Origin of the sequence: Gleimia coleocanis DSM 15436, assembly GCF_000159015.1 — a bacterium.
Classification (GTDB): Bacteria; Actinomycetota; Actinomycetes; order Actinomycetales; family Actinomycetaceae; genus Gleimia; species Gleimia coleocanis.
Map to the genome: position 1 here is coordinate 90,878 of NZ_DS999545.1, position 23,692 is coordinate 114,569.

23 protein-coding genes are annotated in these 23,692 nt (G+C 50.7%); 9 read left to right on the forward strand and 14 right to left on the reverse strand.

Going from position 1 to position 23,692, the window contains the following annotated elements; translation table 11 throughout:
* Positions 1-6: 6 nt before the first annotated feature.
* Positions 7-498, forward strand: a complete 492-nt coding sequence (locus HMPREF0044_RS07900; RefSeq protein WP_006547080.1) for a carbohydrate kinase family protein — start codon at positions 7-9, stop codon at positions 496-498.
* A 63-nt stretch (positions 499-561) separates the two neighbouring features.
* Complete coding sequence (locus HMPREF0044_RS07905; RefSeq protein ID WP_158027169.1) at positions 562-1,035, forward strand: PfkB family carbohydrate kinase; 474 nt, start codon at positions 562-564, stop codon at positions 1,033-1,035.
* A gap of 15 nt (positions 1,036-1,050) precedes the next feature.
* Here the strand turns inward: HMPREF0044_RS07905 and HMPREF0044_RS05240 are convergent, their stop codons facing one another.
* Positions 1,051-1,818: an alpha/beta hydrolase gene (locus HMPREF0044_RS05240; protein WP_006547082.1), complete on the reverse strand. Its 768-nt coding sequence runs from the start codon at positions 1,816-1,818 to the stop codon at positions 1,051-1,053.
* Positions 1,819-1,952: 134 nt separating this feature from the next.
* On the opposite strand from HMPREF0044_RS05240, the gene HMPREF0044_RS05245 reads away from it, so the two are divergent.
* From HMPREF0044_RS05245 to HMPREF0044_RS05265, 5 genes are all read left to right on the forward strand, one after another.
* The gene (locus tag HMPREF0044_RS05245; RefSeq protein ID WP_006547083.1) at positions 1,953-2,252 is read left to right on the forward strand and encodes a YtxH domain-containing protein; all 300 of its coding nucleotides are present in this window, start codon (positions 1,953-1,955) and stop codon (positions 2,250-2,252) included.
* Between the two features lie 194 nt (positions 2,253-2,446).
* Entirely contained in the window at positions 2,447-3,577 is a 1,131-nt protein-coding gene (locus tag HMPREF0044_RS05250; RefSeq protein WP_006547084.1) for a VIT1/CCC1 transporter family protein, read from the forward strand.
* A gap of 131 nt (positions 3,578-3,708) precedes the next feature.
* Positions 3,709-4,401: a trimeric intracellular cation channel family protein gene (locus HMPREF0044_RS05255; RefSeq protein ID WP_006547085.1), complete on the forward strand. Its 693-nt coding sequence runs from the start codon at positions 3,709-3,711 to the stop codon at positions 4,399-4,401.
* A gap of 92 nt (positions 4,402-4,493) precedes the next feature.
* The gene (locus HMPREF0044_RS05260) at positions 4,494-5,210 is read left to right on the forward strand and encodes an HNH endonuclease family protein (RefSeq protein ID WP_006547086.1); all 717 of its coding nucleotides are present in this window, start codon (positions 4,494-4,496) and stop codon (positions 5,208-5,210) included.
* Positions 5,211-5,290: 80 nt separating this feature from the next.
* Positions 5,291-5,656, forward strand: coding sequence for a hypothetical protein (locus tag HMPREF0044_RS05265; RefSeq protein ID WP_006547087.1), 366 nt, complete (start codon positions 5,291-5,293; stop codon positions 5,654-5,656).
* On the opposite strand, the gene HMPREF0044_RS05270 is transcribed toward HMPREF0044_RS05265, so the two are convergent.
* The 5 genes from HMPREF0044_RS05270 to pgm all read right to left on the reverse strand — a co-directional run bounded on the left by HMPREF0044_RS05270 (position 5,618) and on the right by pgm (position 11,645).
* Entirely contained in the window at positions 5,618-6,853 is a 1,236-nt protein-coding gene (locus HMPREF0044_RS05270; protein WP_006547088.1) for an App1 family protein phosphatidate phosphatase, read from the reverse strand. The two genes, HMPREF0044_RS05265 and HMPREF0044_RS05270, sit on opposite strands and share 39 nt — an antisense overlap.
* Before the next feature lie 43 nt (positions 6,854-6,896).
* On the reverse strand, positions 6,897-7,778 hold the full coding sequence (locus tag HMPREF0044_RS05275) for a GRP family sugar transporter (RefSeq protein ID WP_006547089.1): 882 nt from the start codon (positions 7,776-7,778) through the stop codon (positions 6,897-6,899).
* Positions 7,779-7,832: 54 nt separating this feature from the next.
* A complete protein-coding gene (locus HMPREF0044_RS05280; RefSeq protein WP_006547090.1) occupies positions 7,833-9,038 on the reverse strand; it encodes an MFS transporter in 1,206 nt (401 codons plus the stop codon).
* A gap of 254 nt (positions 9,039-9,292) precedes the next feature.
* Positions 9,293-9,712, reverse strand: coding sequence for a hypothetical protein (locus HMPREF0044_RS05285; RefSeq protein ID WP_050754365.1), 420 nt, complete (start codon positions 9,710-9,712; stop codon positions 9,293-9,295).
* A gap of 253 nt (positions 9,713-9,965) precedes the next feature.
* Positions 9,966-11,645, reverse strand: a complete 1,680-nt coding sequence (pgm, locus tag HMPREF0044_RS05290) for a phosphoglucomutase (alpha-D-glucose-1,6-bisphosphate-dependent) (protein WP_040313115.1) — start codon at positions 11,643-11,645, stop codon at positions 9,966-9,968.
* A 191-nt stretch (positions 11,646-11,836) separates the two neighbouring features.
* Between pgm and HMPREF0044_RS05295 the strand changes: the two genes are divergently transcribed.
* Positions 11,837-12,721, forward strand: coding sequence for a DUF5926 family protein (locus HMPREF0044_RS05295; protein WP_006547093.1), 885 nt, complete (start codon positions 11,837-11,839; stop codon positions 12,719-12,721).
* Positions 12,722-12,785: 64 nt separating this feature from the next.
* On the forward strand, positions 12,786-13,580 hold the full coding sequence (locus HMPREF0044_RS05300) for a glycosyltransferase family 2 protein (RefSeq protein WP_006547094.1): 795 nt from the start codon (positions 12,786-12,788) through the stop codon (positions 13,578-13,580).
* 192 nt (positions 13,581-13,772) lie between these two features.
* On the opposite strand, the gene HMPREF0044_RS05305 is transcribed toward HMPREF0044_RS05300, so the two are convergent.
* The 8 genes from HMPREF0044_RS05305 to HMPREF0044_RS05340 all read right to left on the reverse strand — a co-directional run bounded on the left by HMPREF0044_RS05305 (position 13,773) and on the right by HMPREF0044_RS05340 (position 23,618).
* Complete coding sequence (locus HMPREF0044_RS05305) at positions 13,773-16,097, reverse strand: hypothetical protein (protein WP_006547095.1); 2,325 nt, start codon at positions 16,095-16,097, stop codon at positions 13,773-13,775.
* Positions 16,098-16,129: 32 nt separating this feature from the next.
* A complete protein-coding gene (locus HMPREF0044_RS05310) occupies positions 16,130-16,933 on the reverse strand; it encodes an RDD family protein (RefSeq protein ID WP_006547096.1) in 804 nt (267 codons plus the stop codon).
* 59 nt (positions 16,934-16,992) lie between these two features.
* Positions 16,993-18,306, reverse strand: a complete 1,314-nt coding sequence (locus HMPREF0044_RS05315; RefSeq protein WP_006547097.1) for a DUF58 domain-containing protein — start codon at positions 18,304-18,306, stop codon at positions 16,993-16,995.
* Entirely contained in the window at positions 18,303-19,301 is a 999-nt protein-coding gene (locus HMPREF0044_RS05320) for an AAA family ATPase (protein WP_006547098.1), read from the reverse strand. The genes HMPREF0044_RS05315 and HMPREF0044_RS05320 overlap by 4 nt, the downstream gene beginning before the upstream one ends.
* Positions 19,294-20,529 (reverse strand): DUF4350 domain-containing protein, encoded by a 1,236-nt coding sequence (locus HMPREF0044_RS05325; protein ID WP_006547099.1) that lies wholly within the window; start codon positions 20,527-20,529, stop codon positions 19,294-19,296. Before HMPREF0044_RS05325 ends, HMPREF0044_RS05320 begins: the two co-directional genes overlap by 8 nt.
* Positions 20,526-21,221: a DUF4129 domain-containing protein gene (locus tag HMPREF0044_RS05330; protein WP_006547100.1), complete on the reverse strand. Its 696-nt coding sequence runs from the start codon at positions 21,219-21,221 to the stop codon at positions 20,526-20,528. Before HMPREF0044_RS05330 ends, HMPREF0044_RS05325 begins: the two co-directional genes overlap by 4 nt.
* A 12-nt stretch (positions 21,222-21,233) precedes the next feature.
* Positions 21,234-22,514 carry a DUF7847 domain-containing protein gene (locus HMPREF0044_RS05335; protein ID WP_006547101.1) on the reverse strand — a complete coding sequence of 427 codons (1,281 nt, stop codon included), beginning with the start codon at positions 22,512-22,514 and terminating at the stop codon, positions 21,234-21,236.
* 75 nt (positions 22,515-22,589) lie between these two features.
* Complete coding sequence (locus HMPREF0044_RS05340; protein WP_006547102.1) at positions 22,590-23,618, reverse strand: diacylglycerol/lipid kinase family protein; 1,029 nt, start codon at positions 23,616-23,618, stop codon at positions 22,590-22,592.
* Positions 23,619-23,692 lie beyond the last annotated feature (74 nt).

Sequence of the window (23,692 nt, forward strand, 5' to 3'; positions counted from 1 at the left end):
GGGGTTATGCGTGGTGTTTTTGTGGGTATTACGACTTTAGATGTGGCGCAGCTGGTAGCAACTGCGGTTGCGGAAAACCAGAAGGTTACTTCACTGGAGCAACTGATTTGTGCGGGTGGTCCGGCTACTAATGCGGCGGTTACTTTTGCTGCTTTGCAGGCTTTGCAAGTGCGGGTGGGGGAAGCCGAGTTTAAGCCTGCGCAACCACTGTTGGTTTCTGCTTTAGGGTTGGGTACGTCTTCAGAAATTATCCGCGCGGACCTGTGTCGGCAGGGTCTTGAAATAGTTGATTGTACTGACGTATCAGCAAAAGAGGAAGAAAATCTTGCACCAGCAGTTTCAACTATTTTCGTAAACTTCGAAAATGGGTCTCGCACTTTAGCTTCTACTAATTCTCGCTTACCGCTGGATGTTGAAAAAGCGGTTTCTGGGGTAAGTAATTGTAATGAGGAAGTTTGTGTCGTCTTAGTCGATGGGCATAACTATGCTCTGGCATAAGCAGTGCTTCCCCTAGATTTAAACGAAAAAAGCAGTGCAATAGATTTTGGCGTTAACTGTGATTTGTTAGCAGATGACCCTTTTTCTCAGATTGAGGAAAAACCCAATTATCTGCGGATTTTGGATGGGGGATCTTGGAAGCCGTGGCTACCTACCATCTTGCCTTTTATTGATGTGGCAGTAATTTCTGCGGACTTCAAAGCGCCTTTAGCAACTGATGTTGCAGATACTGTAGAGTTCCTTAAAGGTTTTGGAATTACAAAAGTAGTGCAGACGAACGGAGAGGAAAGTGTGCGCTACTGGTGGGATGGGGTCACGGGAAGCGTTGACGTACCTAGTGTGAAAACCGTGTGTACGCTGGGTGCGGGGGATATCTTCCACGGCGCTTTTGCCTGGGGGTGTGCTCAGCTGTGGAACCACACTAATGAACTAAACGCTGTACAGGTTGTAGAAGTAATTCGTTTTGCTACCGCAATTGCAGCCAAGTCAGTTCAGTCATTTGGAACCCGCACTTGGCTGAAAAGCTTGGGAGCTTAAATCTGACTATTGAACTCAACGAGTGGGAATCAACCGATTAGCCCACTCCACTGACAATGAGCGCAAGAATTCTGCCCCCTCGCCTAAACCGAAACTATAATCGCGAGTAATCTCCACGTGCGAACCATCGCGTAATAGCGGGAAAGCCTCTTGGGTGAGTTCAATCAGGCCACGCACTTCGTCATCCATATCGTGGATGATTAGCAGAGGAACCTGTACGTTCGCGAATAAGTCTTCAGTTTTATTCAGCGACAAATCCAACAGAGTCTGCCGAGAAATCACAAAGTGTTCACGCGCCGGACAAGTATCGTCAGGAATCTGCGCGTGCCCAAGCTTTTCTAAGTCGTCCAGCTGTGAAGAATCAAGGATTAAATCCCACGGAATGGTCAGTGGACCTGCTACTAGGGAAGTTAAAACCATGGTTTCCACTGGTTCTGGACAAGCTTTCAAAGCAGGAAGAGTCCCAAAACTGTGGGCGTGCAAAAGTTGGCGGGTGAAGCCTTGCTCCGCTAACCAAGAGGATGCGGAATGCAGATCTTCAATCTGATGTTTCAAAGTGATGACGTCATTATCGGAAGTACCACACCCAGAGTAGTCAAACTCTAAAGTGGCGAAACCAGCGGCCCGGTAAGCGGCAGCTAAACGGTCAAAGTGTTCACCAGAGTGACGGTCAGCGAGGAAAGAGTGAGAGAAAATCACGGCACGATCTTTAGCGTCAACAGGGTTGACGAAGGTTCCAGCCAGGTTGATCCCACGTGGGGTGGGGATAGTAATTTCGCTCACCCTTTAAGCCTACGTGATTTACTTGGTTTTTTCTTTACCTCATTCAGAATCTGTGGATAATTCCCAAATTTTCCCCTGCAATCCCCATTTTCCTGCGTTAAACTCAAAGAGGAAAGACTATTTAAGGAGCAAGTATGGGTACTAAATTCGGTATCGTCGTTGGCGCAGGTTTAGGTTACCTGCTGGGCACTCGCGCCGGCCGAGAACGCTACGAACAGATTAAGGAAGCTGCCAGCAAAGTACGTCAGAATAAGGTAGTTGCCGGCCCATTAGATGCTGCTGCTGAGAAAGTTTCCGAAGCAGTCCGTCGTGGCGGTGAAGCTGCGACTGATAAGGTAGTTTCCATTGTGAAAGAACGCGTTTTCGGTCAGTCTGAGCCTCGCTATGAGTACGTTGACGCGGAAGTTATTGAAGTCCACATGGACACGAAGTAGCATTTTGAGTTTTTATTTCCCGAGGGCGTTTCATTTGAGCGCCCTCGGAAATTTATCTGCCTCCGCAACGCAACTTAAATGGGTGAGTGTAAAACACCGCCTATTTCTTCATATGAAAATGGGTTTCGCACACCCGAAGAACGCCTTGCGGACTCCCTAGTGGAATCGAAAAAAATATCGACTAGGCTAGACCTATGACTAAAGACTCGAATCCAGCTCCAACTGCGGAACAAATCAAGCGTTGGCGACGCTACCTAGCGGAAGAACGCATGGAAGGCGCCACCTACCGGGAACTCGCCGCAAAACGAAGCGGTGAAGAAGCAGAAATCCTCAACGGTTTAGCCCAAGCAGAAAAACGCCACGAGGAATACTGGCTGGAACTGTTGGGAGAACACGCTTACCCACCTCCAAAACCTTCCTGGGGATCGCAAATTCTGGCGCTCTTAGCAAAATCCTTCGGGTCAATCTTCGTGCTTGCCCTGGCACAACGAGCTGAACAGCGTAACGAATACGATGAAGACTCTGACGCTACCGCAGAAATGGCAGCAGATGAACACATTCACGAAGAAGTTGTCCGCGCCCTCGCTGCACGTTCGCGAGAAAATATGTCCGGCACATTCCGCGCTGCAGTATTCGGAGCAAACGACGGTTTAGTTTCCAACCTAGCGTTGATTCTGGGTATCGCCGCAACTGGTACTTCTAACCTGATGGTGATTGCCACGGGGATTGCCGGCCTACTAGCTGGAGCCCTTTCAATGGGCGCTGGCGAATATATCTCAGTGGCCTCTCAACGTGACCTTTTAGAAGCCTCTGACCCAGCTCCTGAAGTCCACCGAGCACTGACGAAACTCGACTTGCACGCGAATGAGCTGGAACTCGTTTTCCGCGCTCGCGGAGATTCTCCGGAGCAAGCTGCCGCACACGCGCAAATGTTATTCGCAGCCATGAGCCGTCCCGCTAATGACACTTCCACGGGGCCACTGGTAACTCGTATGTCCATGATGGGTGCCCAATATCAGGGGCGTAACTCTGATGAGCATCTTTCGGTTGGTACGGCAGTAAGTGCGGCCGTATCCTCATTCATTTTCTTTGCAACTGGCGCTTTACTGCCGCTACTACCATTCCTCTTTGGTCTTTCAGGACTACCCGGCGTACTAGCTTCAGCACTGGTAGTTGGCATAGCTCTTATGTTCATCGGTGGGGTAGTCGGGATTCTTTCCGGTAAACCACCATTTTGGCGAGGAGTACGCCAGCTGACAATTGGCTATGGTGCGGCAGCGGTAACGTATTTCCTGGGATGGGTTTTCGGAAGCGTCACGGTTTAAAGCTTTCTCACCGGGGCGAAAGTAGCAGAAATCCCCACTACCTTTTTCGTAGAATAATCCTTGGACCGCTTTTCCACACTAAGGTACGTGTTCGCTTAAACCACACGTCCGGGACTTCCACGGAGTAACCCATGTTGGATTCATTAAATGAGAGCCTGCCCGACTTGTTTCGGGTTATTGACCTGACTGGCGTTTTCTTAAACGGCATTATTGGTGGTCGCTTGGCTCGGCAGAAGCGTTTCGATGCCGTGGGTTTCGCCGTTTTAGCAATCATGTCGGCACTGGGGGGCGGCATTGTTCGTGACCTGATGCTACAAGCTGGTCCACCGGTAGCAATCACTGACCCTTACTACCTGGTTACCGCTTTGCTGGGCGCATTTATTGCTTTCCTGTGGAAGTTTGACTCAAAGTGGTCTGTGCGCATGATTTTAGTAGCGGACGGTACGGTTTTAGGTACTTGGGCAGCAACTGGGGCGATTAAGACGTTGAATTTAGGGTTTGGCGTTATGCCAGCACTCTTACTGGGGGTGATGACTGCTGTGGGTGGCGGTATGATTCGCGACGTGTCGGCAGGTAGTGTTCCAATGGTTTTCGGAGGCAATAATCTTTACGCAACTCCGGCGGTTGTGTCTGCTTTGGTAATGGTGGGTTTCTTCTACATGAACCTGCCGATGTTGGGGATGCTTGTGGCAACGGTTGTGGGGGCATCTTTTACGGTGGTAGCGCATTGGCGTCAGTGGCAGTTGCCTACTAATCCGGATTGGACTTTGGATTTGCGGAGTTTTAAGTCGCGTTTCCCCAAGGGAATTAACAACAAGAAGTAAGTTATCCACAATATCCACAGTTTTGCACAAGATTTCCACAGACAATTGTGGATAACTCGACTATTTGCGGTGGATTAGGCACACTTAAAACTGTGAAACAGCCAGAACCAAGAAAAACCAGTAAACCCGCCGACCTCATCATCTACCTAATCATCGGCATACTCTTCCTCTGGCTCCTCTTCACCCTAAAACCTGACCTACTCCGCACTCTCACCGGACAAAACCAACTGGCAGACATTCCCGCATCGACAGCGAAAACTGCACTCCAACAGTTAGAAATCCGCCCTCGGACAGAACGCGCACCCGAATACCAACGCAACGAATTCGGAGAATCCTGGGCAGACGTCGACGGAAACGGCTGCGACACCCGCAACGACATTCTGGGTCGCGACCTAATCGAAAAACAATACCGACGCGGCTCAAACTGCGTAGTCAAACAAGGCCTCCTAGAAGACCCCTACACCGGCGAAAAAGTAGCCTTCATACGCGGCCCGCAAACCTCTGAAATAGTCCAAATCGACCACGTAGTAGCTTTAGGGGACGCCTGGCGATCCGGCGCCTACAAATGGGACCTGGCAAAACGCGAAGCCTTCGCGAACGACCCCGAAAATCTGCTGGCAGTAGTCGGATACGTAAATGAAGACAAAGGACGCTCGAGGGCGGACCAATGGCTGCCACCGCAAGAGGAATACCACTGCGCCTACGTAGCCCGCCAAATCAAAGTAAAAGCCAAGTGGCAACTCAGCATCATCAGCAGCGAAAAAGAAACCTTCGTGAACGTACTGGCAAACTGTCCAGCCACAGGTTAGATAAAATTTTTACATCGAAATGAAGTGAAAGAACCAGAGGAATAGAATAAAACTAACCTACTTTGAAGTGAAGGAAGAAAATGGACCTGTTGCGTCGTATTATCGCAATGCTAATCGTATTCGGTTTAGCCATCGCCTCCCCATACGGAATAGAACGTTGGATACGCTATATGCTGACCCCAGTCATATTCGCCTTATTGTTCTATAGCCCAACTACTTTAAAAGACCCAAAAACACGCGGAATGCCAATGCTGCTGCGGTTTATTGCAGGGGTAATAACATTCCTAATGAGTTTTTTAGCCTACTTTGAACTCACTTCAATCGTGCAAATCCCCTTCGCCGTAATCTTTTCAGTCTTGATTTTTGCACCTGTTAAAAGTGAAGCTGACGAGAAAGCAGAAGCTGAATCAGCGAAACAGGCCAGCCACGCGGGCCTGTCGAGCTAAATCAAAACCATCGTGCCCCACGAAAACGGGGATAGAATCAGGGACTCCTTGGAAAATTGGAGACAGAGCGCCCAGAGCAGTGGCCTTACCTGCGGACAATAACAGTTCAGCCGGCGTGAGCGTACGAATCATAATACCCGCCACATGCTCTGGGTATTCCTGTGCAAACTCTGCGTAAATTTGCGGATCATGCTGGCCATCATCACCAACTAAAAACCACTTCACCTGCGGGAACATCTGCGCTAAACGACGCAATTCTTTACGCTTATGTTTTGGACCGGAACGGAACCAACCAGTCTGCGAAGGGCCCCAATCAGTCATCAACGGCGTACCCACCGGGAATAAACCACGCGTTAAGAAACGACGCAAACTGGGTGCCACATTCCAAGCCCCCGTAGAAAGATACACGGTAGGGGGAAGTAGCTTATCAGTCGCCTGCTGAGACGCGTGAGAATGAGATAAGAACTGTAAAAACTTACTCATCCCCGGCACAGCCTGACGGTCAGAAACATAAGTAATAAAAGCATTCTTAGCTGCCACCACAGGACGCGGCAACCACGAAACCATAACAGTATCATCAACGTCAGAAACTACGCCGAAAGCCTCAGAATCAGCGACAATACGCACCGGCACTAACATTGGGCGAGACGCCCTCACGCGCTTATCCCCACGCTTCACCGCAACCGCATCCAAAGCCTGAATAGTAGCTACCTGCCAACCCGGCTCTAAACCATGATCAGTCAACACGATATCGACGTAGCCACCGCGGTCCGCGTTAAGAACCTTACGCGCCTTACCTAAAGTAACTAATACAGGTTGGAACGGAATCTGCGCATCAACAAACTGACGCCAACCACGTTCCCCACGCGACTGCGCAGACGTAGGCTCTTCAGCAGACTCACGGTAATTCTCACCAATCGCATCCATCAAAACCGGAGCAACAGGCAAATTCACTGAAGCCGCAACCTCAGCTACATCGTGAATAGTTGGAACCCCCGCATGACGGGCCCAAGCTTCAAAACGTTCCTCAAAAGGAGTAGGTGACATCAACGCGCGGGCAATCACACGAGCCTCAGAAGTGGAGCCAAAACCGCCGTACCCAATCATCTCAGGACGCCAACCCAAATCGCGTAGCAGAGTCGCCACCGCAGAGTTAAAGAAATCCCCAAACTGAGTAACCGCAGTTAAAACAACCATCAAAACCTACCTGGAACAGTAAACAAGTACCTTAAATTATAGGCTAAATATCGTAGCTCTTAGCCACGCCCAACAAAATACCGCCACCCACAACTAACGTGACGCCCACCAAAACAAAGACCATTTCCTTCTTAGTGCGCTTTTCACCCAGTAAGAAAATGCCACCCAAAGTGGAAATCACAACGCCCAGCTGTGACAAAGTGAAACCAGTAGCCACACCCAACTTAGAAGAAGAAATCAACAAAGTTAAGTTACCCAAAGCCCACATACAGCCCGGACCAACCAAATAACCGAGCTTCTTAGTGAATAACGGCTGCGGGTAAGCCTTCGACAAGTACAGGGTGAAAACAACGCCTGAGAATAAAATACCAATCCCCATTGGGCCCAAAGCGTCATTCGGGTTCAGCTTAAAGTACTGGAACATTGGTGGGTAAATAGCGTAGAAAACGCCAGAAATAATCGCAAAAAACATGCCTTTACGCAGATTATATTCCGGTGACTTTGGGGAAGCGCCCTCGTGATAAGAAGTAGCGTAAATGCCAGTGATAATCATCGCCAAAGCTGAAATCCCCAAAGTGAAAGCCAAAGTTGCCTGCCACTCGCCCAACAGCAAAACGCCAATCAGTGCGTTTTGAACCAGCTGCACGCCCACAATCACGGGCATGGAACGAGAAACCCCTTGATACTTAAACGCCTGCAGCATAAAAATCTGCCCAAAAGACCAAAAAATCGCGCCAAAAAAGCCCAGCAGGAAAGCCTGCACACTCCACTGGTTATCAATGAAAGGAACCAGCAGAAGCGAAAGCGTACCCGCACCCAAAGCCAAACCAAAGTTCTGCTGACGAGGATTCCCACCAATCTTGCCAACCAGCAAGTTCATGGTGCCAAACATTAAGGATGGGAACAGACCGATGAGAATGTACAAAATGATTCCTTAAGAAGCCAGTGTTGAATGGAATATAAGTAAATTAAAACATGCTTAGACAACGTCCGTTGCCAAAGAAGCCTTACGTAAAACAGGGATGGCCAGCAAAGTAATCGCCACCATCGTCCAAGCTGCCACTACAGTGACGTTAAAACCGCCGGTAGCGCCCACAGCATCAACGAAACGACCAGCTAAGGCCGCCCCTAAAGACACACCGATGTTCATGAATGTGGACATCCAAGTGAGCCCTTCAGTAAGCTGACGCTCTGACACCGTGCGCTGCACCATCGTATTCACGTTAATCATGGTGGGGGAAATAGAGAAGCCCGTGATGAACATGATTAACCCCATGGTGAGGTTAGAAGTCGCCAGGGTGATGAGGGTAGCGCCTACTGCCAGGGCTAAAACCCCGCCTACGAAGAGTTTCCACAGGGGGAAACGCCAGGAACGAGAACCGTAGAGCAGGCCAGCCACCATGGATCCCCCCGCAAAAATCCCCAGCAGTACGCCTGAGGTTGAGACATTTCCAAGCTCTTCTGCGAAGGCAACTACGGATACGTCGATGGAGCCAAATAAAGCACCTGCGCACATGTAGACTGCGCCCAGGGCAATAATTACTGGTTGCATGATGACTTGTGGCTGGGGACCCTCAACGTGGTCGGCAGAAACTGGTGGTTCAGTGGCTTTTTGTGAGAGGAACCAGCTGCCCCCAATCACGATGAAGCTGATGGCAAGTGCCAGGCCGGCAATGGGGCTGACTCCGGTTGTTAAAACGGTGGCGAGGACTGGGCCAACGACGAAAACGAATTCGTCGATAGTGGATTCCATTGCGTAGGCGGTGTGCATTTGCGCGGGGGTTTGCACTACTTGTGTCCAGCGGGAGCGCACTAATGCGCCAAGAGAACCAGATGAAGCGCCCGCCAGAGAAGTGAATAGGTAGAGCCACAGGGGGTTAGCGTGCATGAGGGCGGAAAAAATAAGTGCCCCCAGGGAGCTCACGCAGATGGTGAGTGCTGGTCCCATGACTTTCGCTTGCCCGTAGCGGTCTACGAGTTTAGCTAGGAAAGGCGCAAAAATAGCGTAGGCAATGATGCTGGATGCACTAACCTGACCTGCCAGAGTGTATGAGTCGTAGAGCGCGGTGATCATGAGGATTTGGGAGATACCCACAATCGACATGGGGAAACGCGCGATGAGTCCGGCGACAGAGAATTGCCAGGCTCCGGGGATGGACAGGATTTCAGAGTAGTTTTTCAGCACAGTTGAATTCTATCGGTGGTTGCCGGCAATTAGCAGTTCTGTGGGTGTGAGTTATGCCAGTGCAGCGTTGTTTTTAATGTGTAGTTTTTCGCGTAATGGTGTAGCTAAGATATTCTAGGTTTTGCGTACGCGCATTCCAAAAAGAGACCCCAGGTGTCTGCACTATTAGAGACAGTTACGATGTATATGTTTAGAAAGCAAATCTGGAAGAAATGGTTTTTATATCGTATAGGTTAAGTGTTCAACAGGTACCGCTATAATCCCGGTGGGCAAATCAGTGAGTTCAAATACGCAAGTTCCACAGGATTACCCCTGAAAAACTCAGAGTGATTCACGAAAATACGCTCAGCTAACAGGTTACGCCAATACTGTGCATCTTCTTCCCAATTCGGATCATTTGGCTGTGTATTGTTAGGCAACTCAAACCGACGCGTCTGCAGTTCTTTAAGCAAACCGTAATAAACTACCGAATAGTTGAAACGACCGGGCTCAATATTGATAATAGTCTTTCCTGCATAAAGTTTCAGACGATTAACGACCAGTTTCAAAGCCGTAAGCTCACTGAACTTAATTTCTCGATAAAAGACGCGGCCAAACTTAATCCAAACCTTAGTTTCATCAGCCCCAATGTGGTACCACAAAAGTCCAAGCAGACTTAAAACCGTGGCAGCCACACCCAAAGTAGTAAAAACTATTCGGTGCGAAAACCTATGATAGCCACGAGGGTTCTTACTTAACTTACGTAAATGACGTTGCAGTTTAGGGCTAGGAATAAAATTAGTCGGATAAGGCTCAATACTAAATTGCACCGGATAAATCATCGTTTACAGCTTCCGAAATAAAGCGACTCAGCTACAAAAAAGGAAATAGCATGCAGAAAGGGTGGTGTTAGTTTTCAACTTACACCACCCTTTCGAATGAAAATAACTACGCATTCAAAGCGTCAGAAACAACTACCTTAGCCTGTTCCTGCACCAGCTTCAGATGCTCAGCACCTAAGAAGCTTTCAGCGTAAATCTTATAAACATCCTCAGTGCCAGAAGGACGCGCCGCAAACCAAGCATTCTGGGTGCAAACCTTCAAACCACCAATCGCAGCCCCATTACCAGGAGCCTCCACCAACCGAGCGGTGATTTCCTCACCAGCCAACTCAGTAGCGGTCACATCAGCAGCAGAAAGCTTAGCTAACTTCGCCTTCTCTTCCTTAGACGCTGCATTATCAATACGTGCGTACGCAGAAGCACCGTAGCGCTCCACCTGCTCACGATGCAACTGGGAAGGAGTCTTACCGGTAACAGCAATCATTTCCGCAGCCAACAGGCACAAAATGATACCGTCCTTATCAGTCGTCCAGACAGTTCCGTCCTTGCGCAAGAAAGAAGCACCCGCAGACTCTTCACCGCCGAAACCAACTGTACCCGCAACTAAGCCTGGCACGAAGTACTTAAAACCAACTGGAACTTCCACCAGTTCACGACCCAAATCAGCTACCACACGGTCAATCAAAGCCGAAGACACCAAAGTCTTCCCAACCGCGCAGTCAGAACGCCACTTAGGACGGTGATGGAACAAGTACTCAATCGCCACAGCCAAATAGTGGTTAGGATTCAACAAACCATCCGCAGTGACAATGCCATGACGGTCAGAGTCAGCATCATTACCATGAGCCACATCGTAAGGAGTCTTACCAGAAGCATCCGGCGTCATCAGCTTACGCAAAGAAGCCATCGCATTCGGGGAAGAACAGTCCATACGAATCTTGCCGTCCCAGTCCAAAGTCATGAAACGCCACGTAGGATCAACCTTTGGATTAACCACAGTTAAATCCAAGCCGTAATGCTCACCAATCGCAGCCCAATAATCAACAGAAGCGCCACCCAGCGGATCAGCACCAATCCGGACACCCGCATTGCGGATAGCGTCCATATCAATAATGTTGATCAAGTCTTTGACATAGTTAGTGCGGAAATCGTAACGATGTACCTTAGGCTGATCCAGCAAGTCAGCACCCTTATAACGAGGTACCTGAGACCAGCCGGAAGCCAAAATCTCATTCGCCCGGGCCGCAATTATGCTAGTAGCGTCAGAATCAGCCGGACCACCATGAGGCGGATTGTACTTAAAACCACCATCACGAGGAGGATTATGGGAAGGAGTCACCACAATACCATCAGCTAAACCAGAGCCAGATAAACGCATACCCGTAGGAGTGCCCGCCCCATTAGCCTTCAAAATAGCGTGAGAAACCGCTGGAGTAGGAGTATAAGAATTCCGAGAATCCACATACACATCAACGCCCGCCGCAACCAAAACCTCAATGGCAGAACGCCAAGCTGGTTCAGACAAAGCATGAGTATCCCGACCAATGAACAAAGGCCCATCAAAACCCTGAGAAGCACGATACTCAACAATCGCAGCCGTAGTAGCCACAATATGCGCCTCATTAAACGCATAATCCAAAGAGCTACCGCGGTGACCGGAAGTACCGAAAACCACCCGCTGGTCAGGAATATTTACATCAGGCTCTAAATCGTAGTAAGCGTTTAGAAGCTCTTCAACATTAATTAAATCTTCTGGTTTGGCAACAGTGCCCGCTCGTTCATGCATAACACTATCTTCCCAGTTTCCACACGATTTGTCATAGAACTCAACGAACTTAAAGTACGTGTCTGTGTAAACCTCAACAAAACCCGATAAAATAAGGCGAAACCACTTACCGGCATAAGCCAGTAAAGAAAACACGTTAAAAACCGCCCTCGTGAAAAAATGCGAAGCGGAACAGAAGAAAGAAGCCGAAAATGGGTAAAGCCTCCCGTCGCAAGAAAGTAAACGGCCCAGTAAAGCCAGCCCTGCCAGTAATCCCACACGTAGCCCGCCCATTCGAAGGCCTCAGCATTGAACGGGAACTCATCGCCATGCGCGAAATCATCCCAGCAGCCACCTTGCGCGCCACCCTCAACAAAGACTACGAAAACCGTGAAATCACCTTCGTAACCGTCCTCCCAGACGCGGCCACCGCCATGGTGCGCGCCGACGGTGAAGTGCTAGTCGCCCTGCAAACCCGCTCCCGCACCGGCGACAACTCCCACGACCTCGGCGTCGCTGTAGAAGCCGCACTGGACCACGCAAAACGCGTAGCAGCCGGCGAAGCACAGCCAGCCGTAATTAGCGTAGACGTCCGCGTAGCCGGCCCACGCATCGGCGACATCGTAGAAACCTGGGGCGAAATGGAAATCCACGAAGACCTCGCCTATTGGCTTGTACCAGGCTCCGCCGAATCCGAAGAAGTACAAAAAGCCATCGAAGAATCCGCATCCGAACTCATCCCAACCAAGGCAATCCCAGGCACCCAGTACACCTACTGGCACGACATGAACAAAATCTTTGTCCGCTGGATCCGCGACGAAGACGAAACCCTCCTATTCTCAGCCCTCGCACGCATCGCAGCGAAAGAAAAACTCACCCTGGGACACGACTCCCGCTTCATCGGTGCCTTCCGCGCAGCCGGCCTGTCCATCCCAGTATTCGAATTCCCAGGTGAAGTAGCAGCAGAAGACCTCACCGACGCCGTAAACGCACTGGAAAAGGAACTGGCAGCAGCCCTGCAGGAAAAGACCCCACTGTCTGAAGACGAACGCCGCATCCGCGCAGGTCTGGTATCCCGCCAGGTATCCCTACGTTAAAACACGCAGCCACAATCAGCTACGTTAAACCTCAAAAGCGTACTAAACCGAAACCAGGTTAAACATGGAAACCTCAACCCAGCGCCGCCAAAACAAAACTGCGGTAGTCATCCCCGCCCACAACGAAGCACGTTCTATCGCTAACACCGTGCGCGCCTGCCGTGCCCTGCCCGGCGTAGACCTGCTCATCGTCGTAGACGACGGCTCTGACGACAACACCCAAGAATACGCGCGCCAAGCCGGAGCCGTGGTAGTCCGCCACTCCGTCTCGCGCGGCAAAGCCTCAGCCATGGAAACCGGCGTGAAAGTCGCCGCCATGCGAGACATCGAAGGAGGACTGCCACGCAACATCCTCTTCCTCGACGCAGACTTGGGAGACACCGCAGTAGAAGCTACCGCCCTGGTAGAAACCCTTCAAAGCGGGGTAGCGGACTGTGTAATCGCAACCCTGCCGCAACAGCGTGGCGCCGGTGGTCGAGGATTCGTAATGAATCTAGCCCGCAAAGCCATCTTCAAAACCACAGGCTGGAAACCCCAGGCGCCACTTTCCGGACAGCGCTGCCTCACCCGCGAAGCCCTGGATAAAGCCATGCCATTCGCAGAAGGCTGGGGCGTGGAAGTTGGCATGACCATTGACCTGCTGCAAAACGGCTTCACCATTCAAGAAGTCCCCTGCGATTTCACCCACCGGGCAACTGGTAACGACCTGGTCGGCAACCTACACCGCGCTGACCAGTATAAAGACGTGTGGGTAGCAGCCATGCGTCGTCGCCTGAAGCGCTCGCGGGTTTCCGCAGAGGCCATTAAACGCGCGTCTGCAGATCAGGCGCCTGGCAAGCCATATTCCTTGGCAGAGTAACCGCGTATTCTAAAGATTCCCGAGGGCGGTCTTTAGAAATTAAGTTCCCCCGGCGAAATACTTCGCCGGGGGAACTTTTATATAAGCTTGGCCTCTCAAACTCACATGCGAACCCAGGTTCCCATGTGAGTTTAGAGCTGGTTTCTGTAAAAAGTCATATGCGAAGACCCCTTCGCATATGACTTTTAGCTTTTAGTGACCGCCCTCGGAAAGAACCACATCCTCACCGGAAGAATCCCCACCAGACCGCAACGCTAGCAACCTGTCGCTCATAATCGCCGCTAATGCCGGCAAAGCCATCACAATGCCTTCCTTAAGCATGAGCGCACCCGAATCATTAATCGGCACCGCCACACCAACCCCAACCAGCATACCCAGCGCCACCGCTAAGAAACCGGGAGTGGAAATAGAATCCAACAAAACCTGCCGGTGAATCCCATGAGTCTGCTGCAAACGACGCAAAACAAGTAGCAGTAAAACTGCTAAAACCAGCACCGCGATAATCGTTAAAGTAACCGACAAACGCCCCGTGAAAGAACGCAAAACGTCACGAATCTTACCGGCAATCAACGCGAAACTCTCTGGTGTGCCTAAAGTCGCCCAGAACTTACCAATATGTGAGGACTCGCCCTTTGAAGTGGACGCGTCTAATAAACCAGCCGCACCCATAGCGGAAACTGACAACACAACCCACACCAGGCCATGCCACCAACGCAACTTCACACCCGCGACCAGTAAAGCCGCGATACCGAATCCAGCGATAATTCCCGGAGGACCACCGAAGTCAGCCCCCCACTGTGGGACGGCGTCTACTGCCAGTACCAACAGGCCAGCAGCAGCTACCCCCCAAGCAGCATATTTACGCTGAAGTTTTTCAAAATAAGTCGCAATCCAAGGCAAGGTCATCAGCAAGCCGGCGACAACTAAAATCAGGTACGTGCGGTTAGAAATACCGTAGAAACGGCGAGAAGTCAGCACCAACGACCCCATGAAACCATTACGCTGATGCTCTGAACCAGCCACAATATCCCCCGCTAAAACAACCAACGCTAACGCGCTGAGCATAGCGATTGGGTAAGGCGTAGAACGAGCTAAATAGGTGAAAATACCCGCCAAAAGAACGGTTAAGCCCAGTGCCACCAGGTGAGCAAATACGGTGGAATCACCAATCGGTAACGTCCACCACGGAATGAAGTTTTGTACCAGTGCCGCTGGGATTAACGCGAAAGCAAAAGTGTTAAACCACGCAAGGTTACGCCACACGTAGTTAGGTCCCCGCCAGTCACGTTCACCTTCTACCATTCCTGCATCCAGAGCAGCTGGGCGTCGCAGGAAATGCATGATGAAAGCAATCACGCCGAAAGCCACAATAATGCCATACAGAGTGTACCAGGTAGGTAGGGTCAGGCGTGCTAGAAGCGCGTGGTTTTCAAACTCGGTTGCCTGCGCAACTGCAGATTCTAATGAATCTGTGGGCAGCAGTAGCAGAGAAGGATTTACAGCCTGTAAAGTATCGCGGGTATTCGCAATCGTGGTGAAACCATCAGCACGAGTAGTTTCAGAACGGATTACCCCTGGACCAGAAAACGTCTCAGTGGCCTGGGGGGATGCGCCGGAACCTAAAGACGTACCTTTAGTGAAAGTGTCTGTCGCAAAAAACTGTAGCTGGGTGGAACGCCAAGCATCACCTAAAGAAGCTACAACCAGGCGCCGTGTTTTACCGTCTTTTGTGGTGCGCCCATATTCATCAAAAAGCTCCAGGGCTTCCGCTAAACGCTGGTTGATAACTTCCTTTTGTAACCGGTGGCTTTCCGTACCCTTTTCTGCAGTGAGGTTCCCCAGGTCAAGCAAAATAGTGCCGGAAGCATTTTCAACAATTTCAGACAGGGAGCTGAGTTTGGTTGGGCGAGCATACCAAAGCGGTACCTCACCATTTTGGTCGGCGAGTGCCACGGCAGCGCCCTCGCCAATTCCCACCGTGTCAGCTGGGAAAACGGGGGTTTCTGGCCAGGCGACGGTTGCTATACGGAAAGGGAAGTTATTTACGCGAGCTTCACCCGGGTGATTCTCATTAACGTGTAGCTGCGTGACAGTTGTGGGAGCACAAGCTGCTGGGTATTTAGCGGAAAGCGCGCGACCATAGTTGTCGATTACGTCACCGCCGGCCGTTAACTGCATCCAACCTTCAATCGGGCAAGTCAGGTAGTGGGATGACCGGTTCAGCGTATTTGCAATACCAGTTTTCGCCAATCCTTTTTGAATGGTTGGGTTGGTGAAGTCTACGTCAGAAAGTGCCAGACCGGAAGTGCCGATGAAGAAAACTGGGTCGCTGGCAGTGGCAGCTTGCGCAGGTGCGTCTGCAGAATTAGGGTTTTCCGAGGGCGCCGCTGCACCGCTTTGCCAGGGAATGAAACTTACTAGTAGAGTAAGTAGCAGGGCAGTAAAAACTGCTGGAACTTTCTGAAATAATGCTTTTACCCGAAGGTACGTGCTTGTAAAAAACAGCCCACTTGTCATGCTGGTAAGTTTAGCGCAGACGGGGTGGGATTTCAGTCTTGGCGCAGTAAAGCCTTAGAAATCTTAGCGTTTACTTCATTACGTCTAATGGCTCGGCGAGAACGCTCTGCAAGTACCGTCGCAATGAAAATTTCTGGGTGCGGGATAGGATCAGGTAGTGGGTATACGAAGTCTTGTAGTTGAGCTGCCAGACGGCGCCCCACTTCAGCCCGAGCTTGGGGACTGAGCTTATCAGCACGTAGCAGGAACTGGCGGGCGCTTAATGCGAGTGAGGCGGGAATGGAACCGATATCTGTTTTCGCAGCCCATTGTTCCATGCCGGGAGGCATAATCAGTGCCGTGTGTTTTTGCAGTGGAATACGTTCTTTAACCACGAGGGTGCCGGCTGCGAGGTCGCCGAAGCGACGCCCCTGTTTGGTTAGCAGAACCGCGCAAGTGGAAAGCACGCCAGCGGTAATCCAAGTTTCAAAGAAACCTACCATAGCGCGGGTGAAAGCATGGCGGAAGGAAATTACTCCGTGATCGGTACGGACTACGCGGATACCCATAATGAGCTTCCCTAGGGATTTACCATGGGAGAAGGTTTCAATCAAAGTAGGCATAGCTATGAAAACGGAAACTACCAGAAGAATGGAAACGATTCTGGCGATTGCTTCGTTGCTGAAGAAGATGTACTCGCTAAACGAGTATAGTAGCGCAACCATTAAAACTACAGTGACGAAGGAATCGATTGCTCCAGAGACGATGCGGACGAACGCGCCGGCAGTGGGCACGTCCAGGGCGACACCTTCGCCGACGATGATGTCATCGGCAACCAGGTAGCTTTGGTTTTCCATGAAGATTCCTATTCCGTAGGTATTTAAAGTTCTGCTGTATCGACAGTCCCGTTATGTCTTTATAGTTCTGCTTGGGATTTCAGTAGCAGATAGTGGTCCACCACTTGCATGGGGAGCTTATCGGGAGTTCCTTCTACTACGGAAATTCCGGCTGCTTGTAGACCTGCCAGAGCTCGGTCATGTTTTTCGTTTACTGAAATAGCAGCGGCTGCAGTGTAAACATCGCGGGTAGTTTCCTTACGCTCATGTAGGTGAGCTAATTCTGGGTCTGTTACAGACGCGATAAGGATTTTGGTGTGCTTACGCAGGGTTGCCAGAACGGGAAGCAGGGTGGCTTCCAGAACGTGGGGTTCAACTGGCGTGAAGATGACTACTAGGGATAGTTTGTTGCCGAAATCGTTGATTGAGTGGGCTAATTTAGTCCAGTCGGCTTCAATGATTTCTGCTTCCAAACCAGTCATAGTTTTCGACATGGCACCTAGTACTTGGTTGCGTTGGGGGCGTACACATTTTGCGCGTACGTCCTGGGATCCAGCGACTAGGGAAATGTGGTCGTTGGCTTTCGCGCAGACACCAGCGAGTAGCAGGGCTGCGTCCATTTGCGCATCGAGGCGGGTTACGTCAGCTAGGCGCACGGCAGATACGCGGGAGGTGTCGAGGAACATGAGAATGTGGCGGTCGCGTTCGGGACGCCAGGTGCGCACGATGATGGATTCGCTGTGGCGGGCGGTGGCTCGCCAGTCGATGGAGCGTACGTCGTCGCCGTCGACCCATTCGCGCAGGGAGTCGAATTCGGTGCCTTGCCCGCGTTGCTTGGCCAGTGCTTGCCCTTCCGCAATTTGGAGTTTCGCGAGGGCGCGGGGCAACTGTTTCATGCTGGGGAAAGCTGGTAAAGCGTCTAAAACTGCTTCACTTTCATAGGAAACTTGCCGGCCAGCAAGTTGCAGTGGTCCCCAAGCACGTACTGTAATGTGGTCAGCTTTAAGTTTCCCGCGGCGGGAGGGTAGTAGCGGAGTAGTAATACGCAGGGTTTCACCAGCAGTGAGCTTTACCTTGTGGCGGTTTCCAAAGGGTTTCGTGAGTTGGGGGTAGCCAGCTTGAGCGCTTGGCTGCCAGGCGTCACGAACTTGAATCTGCATATTTTTGGCACTGGTAATTTCTATTACTGACTCGGTGGGTTGTAGGGCGCGAACACTGCGTGGCTGCAGGCGGTTTACTTGCAGTTTGCGAATGTTTGGTGCCAGGGCGACGTCGAGGAGTACTAGTGCCAGTACGAATAGCACCCAAAAACCTACTACCGGAGTGTAGGGTTTCCAAATCACCAGTGGTAGTCCTAAGAGGACTACCACTGCGGTACGCCAGTTAATAATCATCGTGGTACCGGAACGGAGTCTAATGCGCTGGTCAGGACATTTTCGATGTTTACGCCTTCCAGTTCAGCTTCTGGACGTAGTGCTAGGCGGTGGGCAATGGTTGGCTTAACCAGCATCTTTACGTCATCGGGGGTGACGAAGTCGCGACCAGATAACCAAGCCCAAGCACGAGAGGTTGCAAGTAAAGCTACCGCTGCACGTGGAGACATACCCTGGGAAAGAGATGGGGACTGGCGAGTCGCGTTAGCAATATCAACGATGTAACCGGCGACAATAGGGCTGACTGCTACCTGCTTAACAGCGGCGATACCGGCTTCAATATCAGCTGCGGTAGCTACTGGAACCAGGCCGGCAGCATCTAGGTTAGAAGCGTCGAAGCCAGCTGCGTGACGGGTAACGATTTCGATTTCTTCATTTCGTGCTGGCAAATCTAGGTTTAGTTTCAGCAAGAAACGGTCCAGCTGTGCTTCAGGAAGCGGGTAGGTGCCTTCTTGTTCAATCGGGTTTTGGGTAGCTGCCACCATGAATGGGGATGGTAGCTTCTTGGCTTCACCATCGACAGTTACCTGGCGTTCAGCCATTGCTTCCAGCAGGGATGCCTGAGTTTTAGGAGGAGTACGGTTAATTTCGTCTGCCAGCAGCAGGTTGGTGAAGACTGGGCCGGGACGGAATTTAAATTCAGCTTCGGAACGGTCATACATGAGGGAACCGGTTACGTCACCAGGCATCAGGTCTGGGGTGAACTGCACGCGTTTAGTGTCGATTGACAGTGCCTTAGCGAGGGAACGTACCAGCAGGGTTTTAGCAGTCCCCGGTACGCCTTCAAGTAATACGTGCCCTTGGGATAGCAGGCCGATGATAAGACCGGTAACGGCAACGTTCTGGCCAACCACTGCTTTCGCAACTTCTGCTTGGACGCGCAACAGGGCGTTACGGGCTTCTACAGAAGCGGTGCTGTCTACAGCTACCGGTTGAGTGAGTGGTGCGTCAGTCATTTGCGACCTCCTGGATTAGGGCATCAAGTTGGTTAGACAGGGATGCGAGTTCATTAGTGGAACCTTGGAATGGTTGCAGCAGAATGAGTTGTACTTCTGCTGGGGTGCGACCAGTGCGGGCGGCAACTAGGCGAACTAGTTCAGCATCACTGGTATTTGCAGGTAGGTAGAGTTTACGTTTCAGCTGTTTAAGAGCTTCTAGACGAAGCAGGGATGCGCTTCGTTCAGTAGCTTGGTTAGCTTCATAGAGGCGACCTAAAGATTGAATAGTTTCAGAGGATTTCACGGTAATTGGAAGTCGCTCATAAGCTAGTCGTCCGAAACGGCGGCGTTTATAGAAAATAACGAAGAGGAATGCGGCTGCTAGTAGGTAAACTACGTGAACAGTCCACTCTGGGAATAAGGATTCGGTTTTTTCAGTTAGTTTTTCATTGCTGGTTTCGTCAGTGGCGTTGAAGTGGTCTTGATCAACGTAAATTAGGTCTACTTTTTTAGTTTGGCTAAGTAGCGAAATACCTAATGCACCGTTTTGTCGGTAAGCAACATAGTAGTTTGAGAACCAGCTAGGGTCGGCAATGCCGACTAGTTCTGGGTAGTTGAGTGCTGGTTTATCAGAGAGTGCAAACTCGGTGGTGCCACCTTGCCAAATACCGATGGCTGATTCCCCGTGATAGAGGAAACACTGGGAAGGAGGACGTTTTAGGCCTTTATCAAAAACCCGTGCAGGATAGGATACTTCCTTAACTTTCCCAAAAAGTTCAGACTTACATTTGCCGCGCTTTACGATGACGGTGTCATCTTCAATGCCGGGAGCTGTGGCAGTATGTAATCCTAAGGATTCGTAGCTAATGGTGTCTCCGGAGATTACGACCAGACGTTTAGCGTTTGAGGCATGTTTAATCACCTTATAGTAGGCGTCGTCATATAGCCAGGAGGAATCAATCACTACAACTGTAGTGTCTGCGTCGGCACCAGGCAGATTATATGGGTCATTGTAAATATTTACTTCATCAACATGTTTTTTCAGGATGGTTGTAAATGCCTTGTACCCGTCTGGTGCTGAAGAGGCAGGATTGAAAGCGCCACCACCGGCAGTGGAACGCAGCAATCCGGAAATTACCATGGCTGTTAGTGCGAAAAGCATTAGTAGGAGCCAAGTCCGTGAGGAACGTAAATGTTGGAAGAAAGTTTTCCCGAGTGGCTTTCCCATGGTTTCATTCTGGCTCATAGGCTCACCTCCCACTGCGGAGTTGGGGTTGCTACTGGGGCAACGTTAGCGCCGGTGGCTTTAGATTCCACGCGAGTACGTAAGGCGTCTGCCAGAATCAACACGGTGTTCACGTCATTGACGTTGATGCGTGGAGCTGGCTCTAAAGAGTAGGCGGCAGTGTTGAAAGCGGTAGCGGAGGCGTTAATAGTTTCGCTGAGATCTGGGAAGTTGCGTCGCATGAGGATAGCTACTTCACCAGCGGTGCGACCGGGGGTAACAGTAATAACTTCAGCGCGGTCCAGAATCGCAACGGAACAGCGGAAAGCGTGTTTCACAGCTTCATCTGGGTCGGTTTCTCGCAGGGCGAGGGCTTGCTGATAGTATTCCTGCGGACTGATTGAGGGGTCAATCAGCAATTCTTCAGTGGTGTCTGCAGAAATTTTCTTCCGAGGGCGCCAAGTCCGCCATGCCCACCAGCCGATGAAGATGATGATAACTCCCAGTAGCACCCACAGTAAGGCACTAATAGTTGAAGTGGAAGTCCCCCCTAGCCCCTTGAGGGGGCGCAGGATGAGGTTGAGAATGTAGCGCATCCAGTCGTATTTAAGTAAATACTCTGGTTTGAGCATCTCCCACCACAGGTCGCTCTGAATCTGCTCAGGGTCAGGCTGAGCAGATTGCAGAATCTGGTTAGTTAGCGTGCTATGCATATTGGTTTAAGTTCAGCCGAGCTGTCCGGAAGAGAGCAGTTCGATATCGTAGCCTTCCTTGCGGATACGCATATCCACGTAGAGTAAGGTGTTGAAACCTGTGGTCAGTGGCAGGGTGATGATCTGAATGATAGAGGAAGACAAAATGCCTGCTACGGAAGCGAAAAGGAGAGCGGTAGTTGGTTCAGTCGCAAAGAAGAATACTGGAAGATTAAGGATGGCTGAAAGTGGGAAGGAAAGCATGCTGGTTGCCATTCCCAGGGTCAAGCTGAACAGTAAGGACATCCCCAGTAGACGCCAGAAGTAACCCTTGCTGAGATTCCAGGAATAAGAAAGAGCAGAGATTGGAGAAAGACCCTGGATAACTGTTGCTGGGGTAGAGAAGAACAGTTTGATGGAAAGCACCAGGTAAAGTGGTCCCACAATTAGGAGTGCGAGCAGGAATAGCACGAAAATTGAAGTGAAAGCGTCGCTTTCAGTAGAGCTACTTCCAAGCAGTAAGAAGGAAACTCCAAAGACTGCTACCAGAGCTACCACTAGGAGCAGAACGTAGATGAAGCCAACCAGAAGCGAGGTAAGAATGAACTTACCGAAGTTTGGTTTCACCATCTGCCAGAGTTCAGAAATACTTGGTTTCTGACCGCGTACGGCCGCTAGAGTAGCGACTGCTAGTGGGCCAGCAAGTAAACCTAGTAATAGGGAAGAGAAATAGCTGGTGGAACCAAGGCTAGAAAATAGTGCACTTGGTACTAAGTCACTGTCGGTAGCGAAATCGTTAATATTTAAAAGACTGCCGGTGGCTAGTATAAAGAAAACACTGATGAGTGCGCCGAGGCCAGCGACAACCGCGGTTAAGCCCAGAATGGTCTTCGGGTTGTAACGAAGAAGAGAGACTGCGCCACTAAAGACATCACCTAACTGCAGTGGGCGGATAGGAACGATACCTGGCTTAGCATTTGCCCAAGTGAAGTTTGCGCTAGTAGCGTAACCTGCCTGATAGTTAGCATCCTGGTAGCCGTATCCAGCAGTTTGCTGTGGGTAGCCGGTAGGCTGACCGTAAGCTGGCTGACCATATCCAGGTACGCCATAGCCTGGTTGGCCATAGGCTGGCTGTTGTGGTTGGGTGCCTTGCTGTGGGTAACCATATCCAGGTTGCTGTGCATAACCGGGTTGCTGGCCGTAAGTTGGCTGCTGTGGAGCCGGAGTTTGCTGAGGGGCGTTCCCGTCCCAGCCAGCAGGGGAGGTTGGCATATCAGGATTAGTAGGCTGATAAGGATTGTATTCGTTACTCATTCGGGAAGCTCCTTAGAAAATTGTATTAGTTTAAGAATAGCAAGAGACATACAAAAACTAGGGATTATTTCGGGCTTAACCATGCCGGATTACCAGTGCTTGTTTGTCGACGCGAACATCAATCACCTTGGCGCTTCCAATCGCATCCCCATCCACCTGCACTGGCTGAGGCATGGAAACAGAGGAATGTGCTCGTTTAGCCTGTAAAAACTCTAATTCCCCAGTTGTTCCAGGTAAGGTTTCTTGCCTAATCCCCGCACCTTGGGCAGCAATTTTGGTAAACAGGTTCAACCACCCGATTAAACCTTTTTTCGCACTTAAAACGGTGACATCCAGTAACCCGTCATCAAGTTTTGCCTGGGGTACTAAAAGAAGTCCAGCGATTAAAGTGGAGCAGTTTGCAAAAAGTACGGAGCGACCTTGTACTGATAAACGAGTCTTAAAATCTAAACGCAGGTTAGTGCGAATCTGCGGAGCGCGTAAGGCTTGTGCACCCGCCACCACGTAAGCCCCCCACCCCATGTGTTGCTTCAAAGTAGTAGAAGTATCTGCCATTAGCTGCGCGTCCCACCCCTGCCCGGCAATCGCCATGAAAGCATATTCCTGCGGGTGGGCAGGTTGAATACCGCGTTTTAACAAATTCTCTTTATGCCAAGTTGGTAGCAGGCCGCCCTCGGGAGGAAGAGAGGAAGGTTCCCCAACTTTAGAAACCCGTAACCAAGAAATATCGAAGCGCCGCTGCTGGCCAAAAAATGCCAAGTCCACTGCGTCTAACAGATTATCCGTCGGAATATTAAGGTTACGTGCAAGTAGATTCCCAGTTCCTAACGGCAAAATTCCCAACGGAACTTCCGTATGTGCTAAACCAGCTGCCACGGCTCGTACGGTGCCGTCCCCTCCAACTACTACAACCAGGGAAGCTCCTTGCGCGGCGGCTTTAGCTGCCTGTTCAGTGCCAGGATTTTCTGGTGTGGTTTCCCACCAAACTGGTTCACTTGCGCCGATTTCTCGCGCCCGTAAAGTTACCAGGCGACGTAGTTTATAAAACTGTTTCACCTTTACCGGGTTATAAATAATGTGCACAGCAGGGCGGGGAATACTCATGGTTCCCAATTTTACCGAGGGCGGATTCCAAAATCTTTTTGAAAAAGCTGGCTGTTCAAAAAGTAAAATGCAAG

Excerpts from the sequence above, each read along its gene's own strand:
- HMPREF0044_RS07900 (WP_006547080.1), top strand. The coding sequence starts at position 7 with ATGCGTGGTGTTTTTGTGGGTATTACGACTTTAGATGTGGCGCAGCTG.
- HMPREF0044_RS05245 (WP_006547083.1), top strand. The coding sequence starts at position 1,953 with ATGGGTACTAAATTCGGTATCGTCGTTGGCGCAGGTTTAGGTTACCTG.
- HMPREF0044_RS05250 (WP_006547084.1), top strand. The coding sequence starts at position 2,447 with ATGACTAAAGACTCGAATCCAGCTCCAACTGCGGAACAAATCAAGCGT.
- HMPREF0044_RS05255 (WP_006547085.1), top strand. The coding sequence starts at position 3,709 with ATGTTGGATTCATTAAATGAGAGCCTGCCCGACTTGTTTCGGGTTATT.
- HMPREF0044_RS05265 (WP_006547087.1), top strand. The coding sequence starts at position 5,291 with ATGGACCTGTTGCGTCGTATTATCGCAATGCTAATCGTATTCGGTTTA.
- HMPREF0044_RS05270 (WP_006547088.1), bottom strand. The coding sequence starts at position 6,853 with ATGGTTGTTTTAACTGCGGTTACTCAGTTTGGGGATTTCTTTAACTCT.
- pgm (WP_040313115.1), bottom strand. The coding sequence starts at position 11,645 with ATGCATGAACGAGCGGGCACTGTTGCCAAACCAGAAGATTTAATTAAT.
- HMPREF0044_RS05295 (WP_006547093.1), top strand. The coding sequence starts at position 11,837 with ATGGGTAAAGCCTCCCGTCGCAAGAAAGTAAACGGCCCAGTAAAGCCA.
- HMPREF0044_RS05300 (WP_006547094.1), top strand. The coding sequence starts at position 12,786 with ATGGAAACCTCAACCCAGCGCCGCCAAAACAAAACTGCGGTAGTCATC.
- HMPREF0044_RS05305 (WP_006547095.1), bottom strand. The coding sequence starts at position 16,097 with ATGACAAGTGGGCTGTTTTTTACAAGCACGTACCTTCGGGTAAAAGCA.
- HMPREF0044_RS05310 (WP_006547096.1), bottom strand. The coding sequence starts at position 16,933 with ATGGAAAACCAAAGCTACCTGGTTGCCGATGACATCATCGTCGGCGAA.
- HMPREF0044_RS05315 (WP_006547097.1), bottom strand. The coding sequence starts at position 18,306 with ATGATTATTAACTGGCGTACCGCAGTGGTAGTCCTCTTAGGACTACCA.
- HMPREF0044_RS05320 (WP_006547098.1), bottom strand. The coding sequence starts at position 19,301 with ATGACTGACGCACCACTCACTCAACCGGTAGCTGTAGACAGCACCGCT.
- HMPREF0044_RS05325 (WP_006547099.1), bottom strand. The coding sequence starts at position 20,529 with ATGAGCCAGAATGAAACCATGGGAAAGCCACTCGGGAAAACTTTCTTC.
- HMPREF0044_RS05330 (WP_006547100.1), bottom strand. The coding sequence starts at position 21,221 with ATGCATAGCACGCTAACTAACCAGATTCTGCAATCTGCTCAGCCTGAC.
- HMPREF0044_RS05335 (WP_006547101.1), bottom strand. The coding sequence starts at position 22,514 with ATGAGTAACGAATACAATCCTTATCAGCCTACTAATCCTGATATGCCA.
- HMPREF0044_RS05340 (WP_006547102.1), bottom strand. The coding sequence starts at position 23,618 with ATGAGTATTCCCCGCCCTGCTGTGCACATTATTTATAACCCGGTAAAG.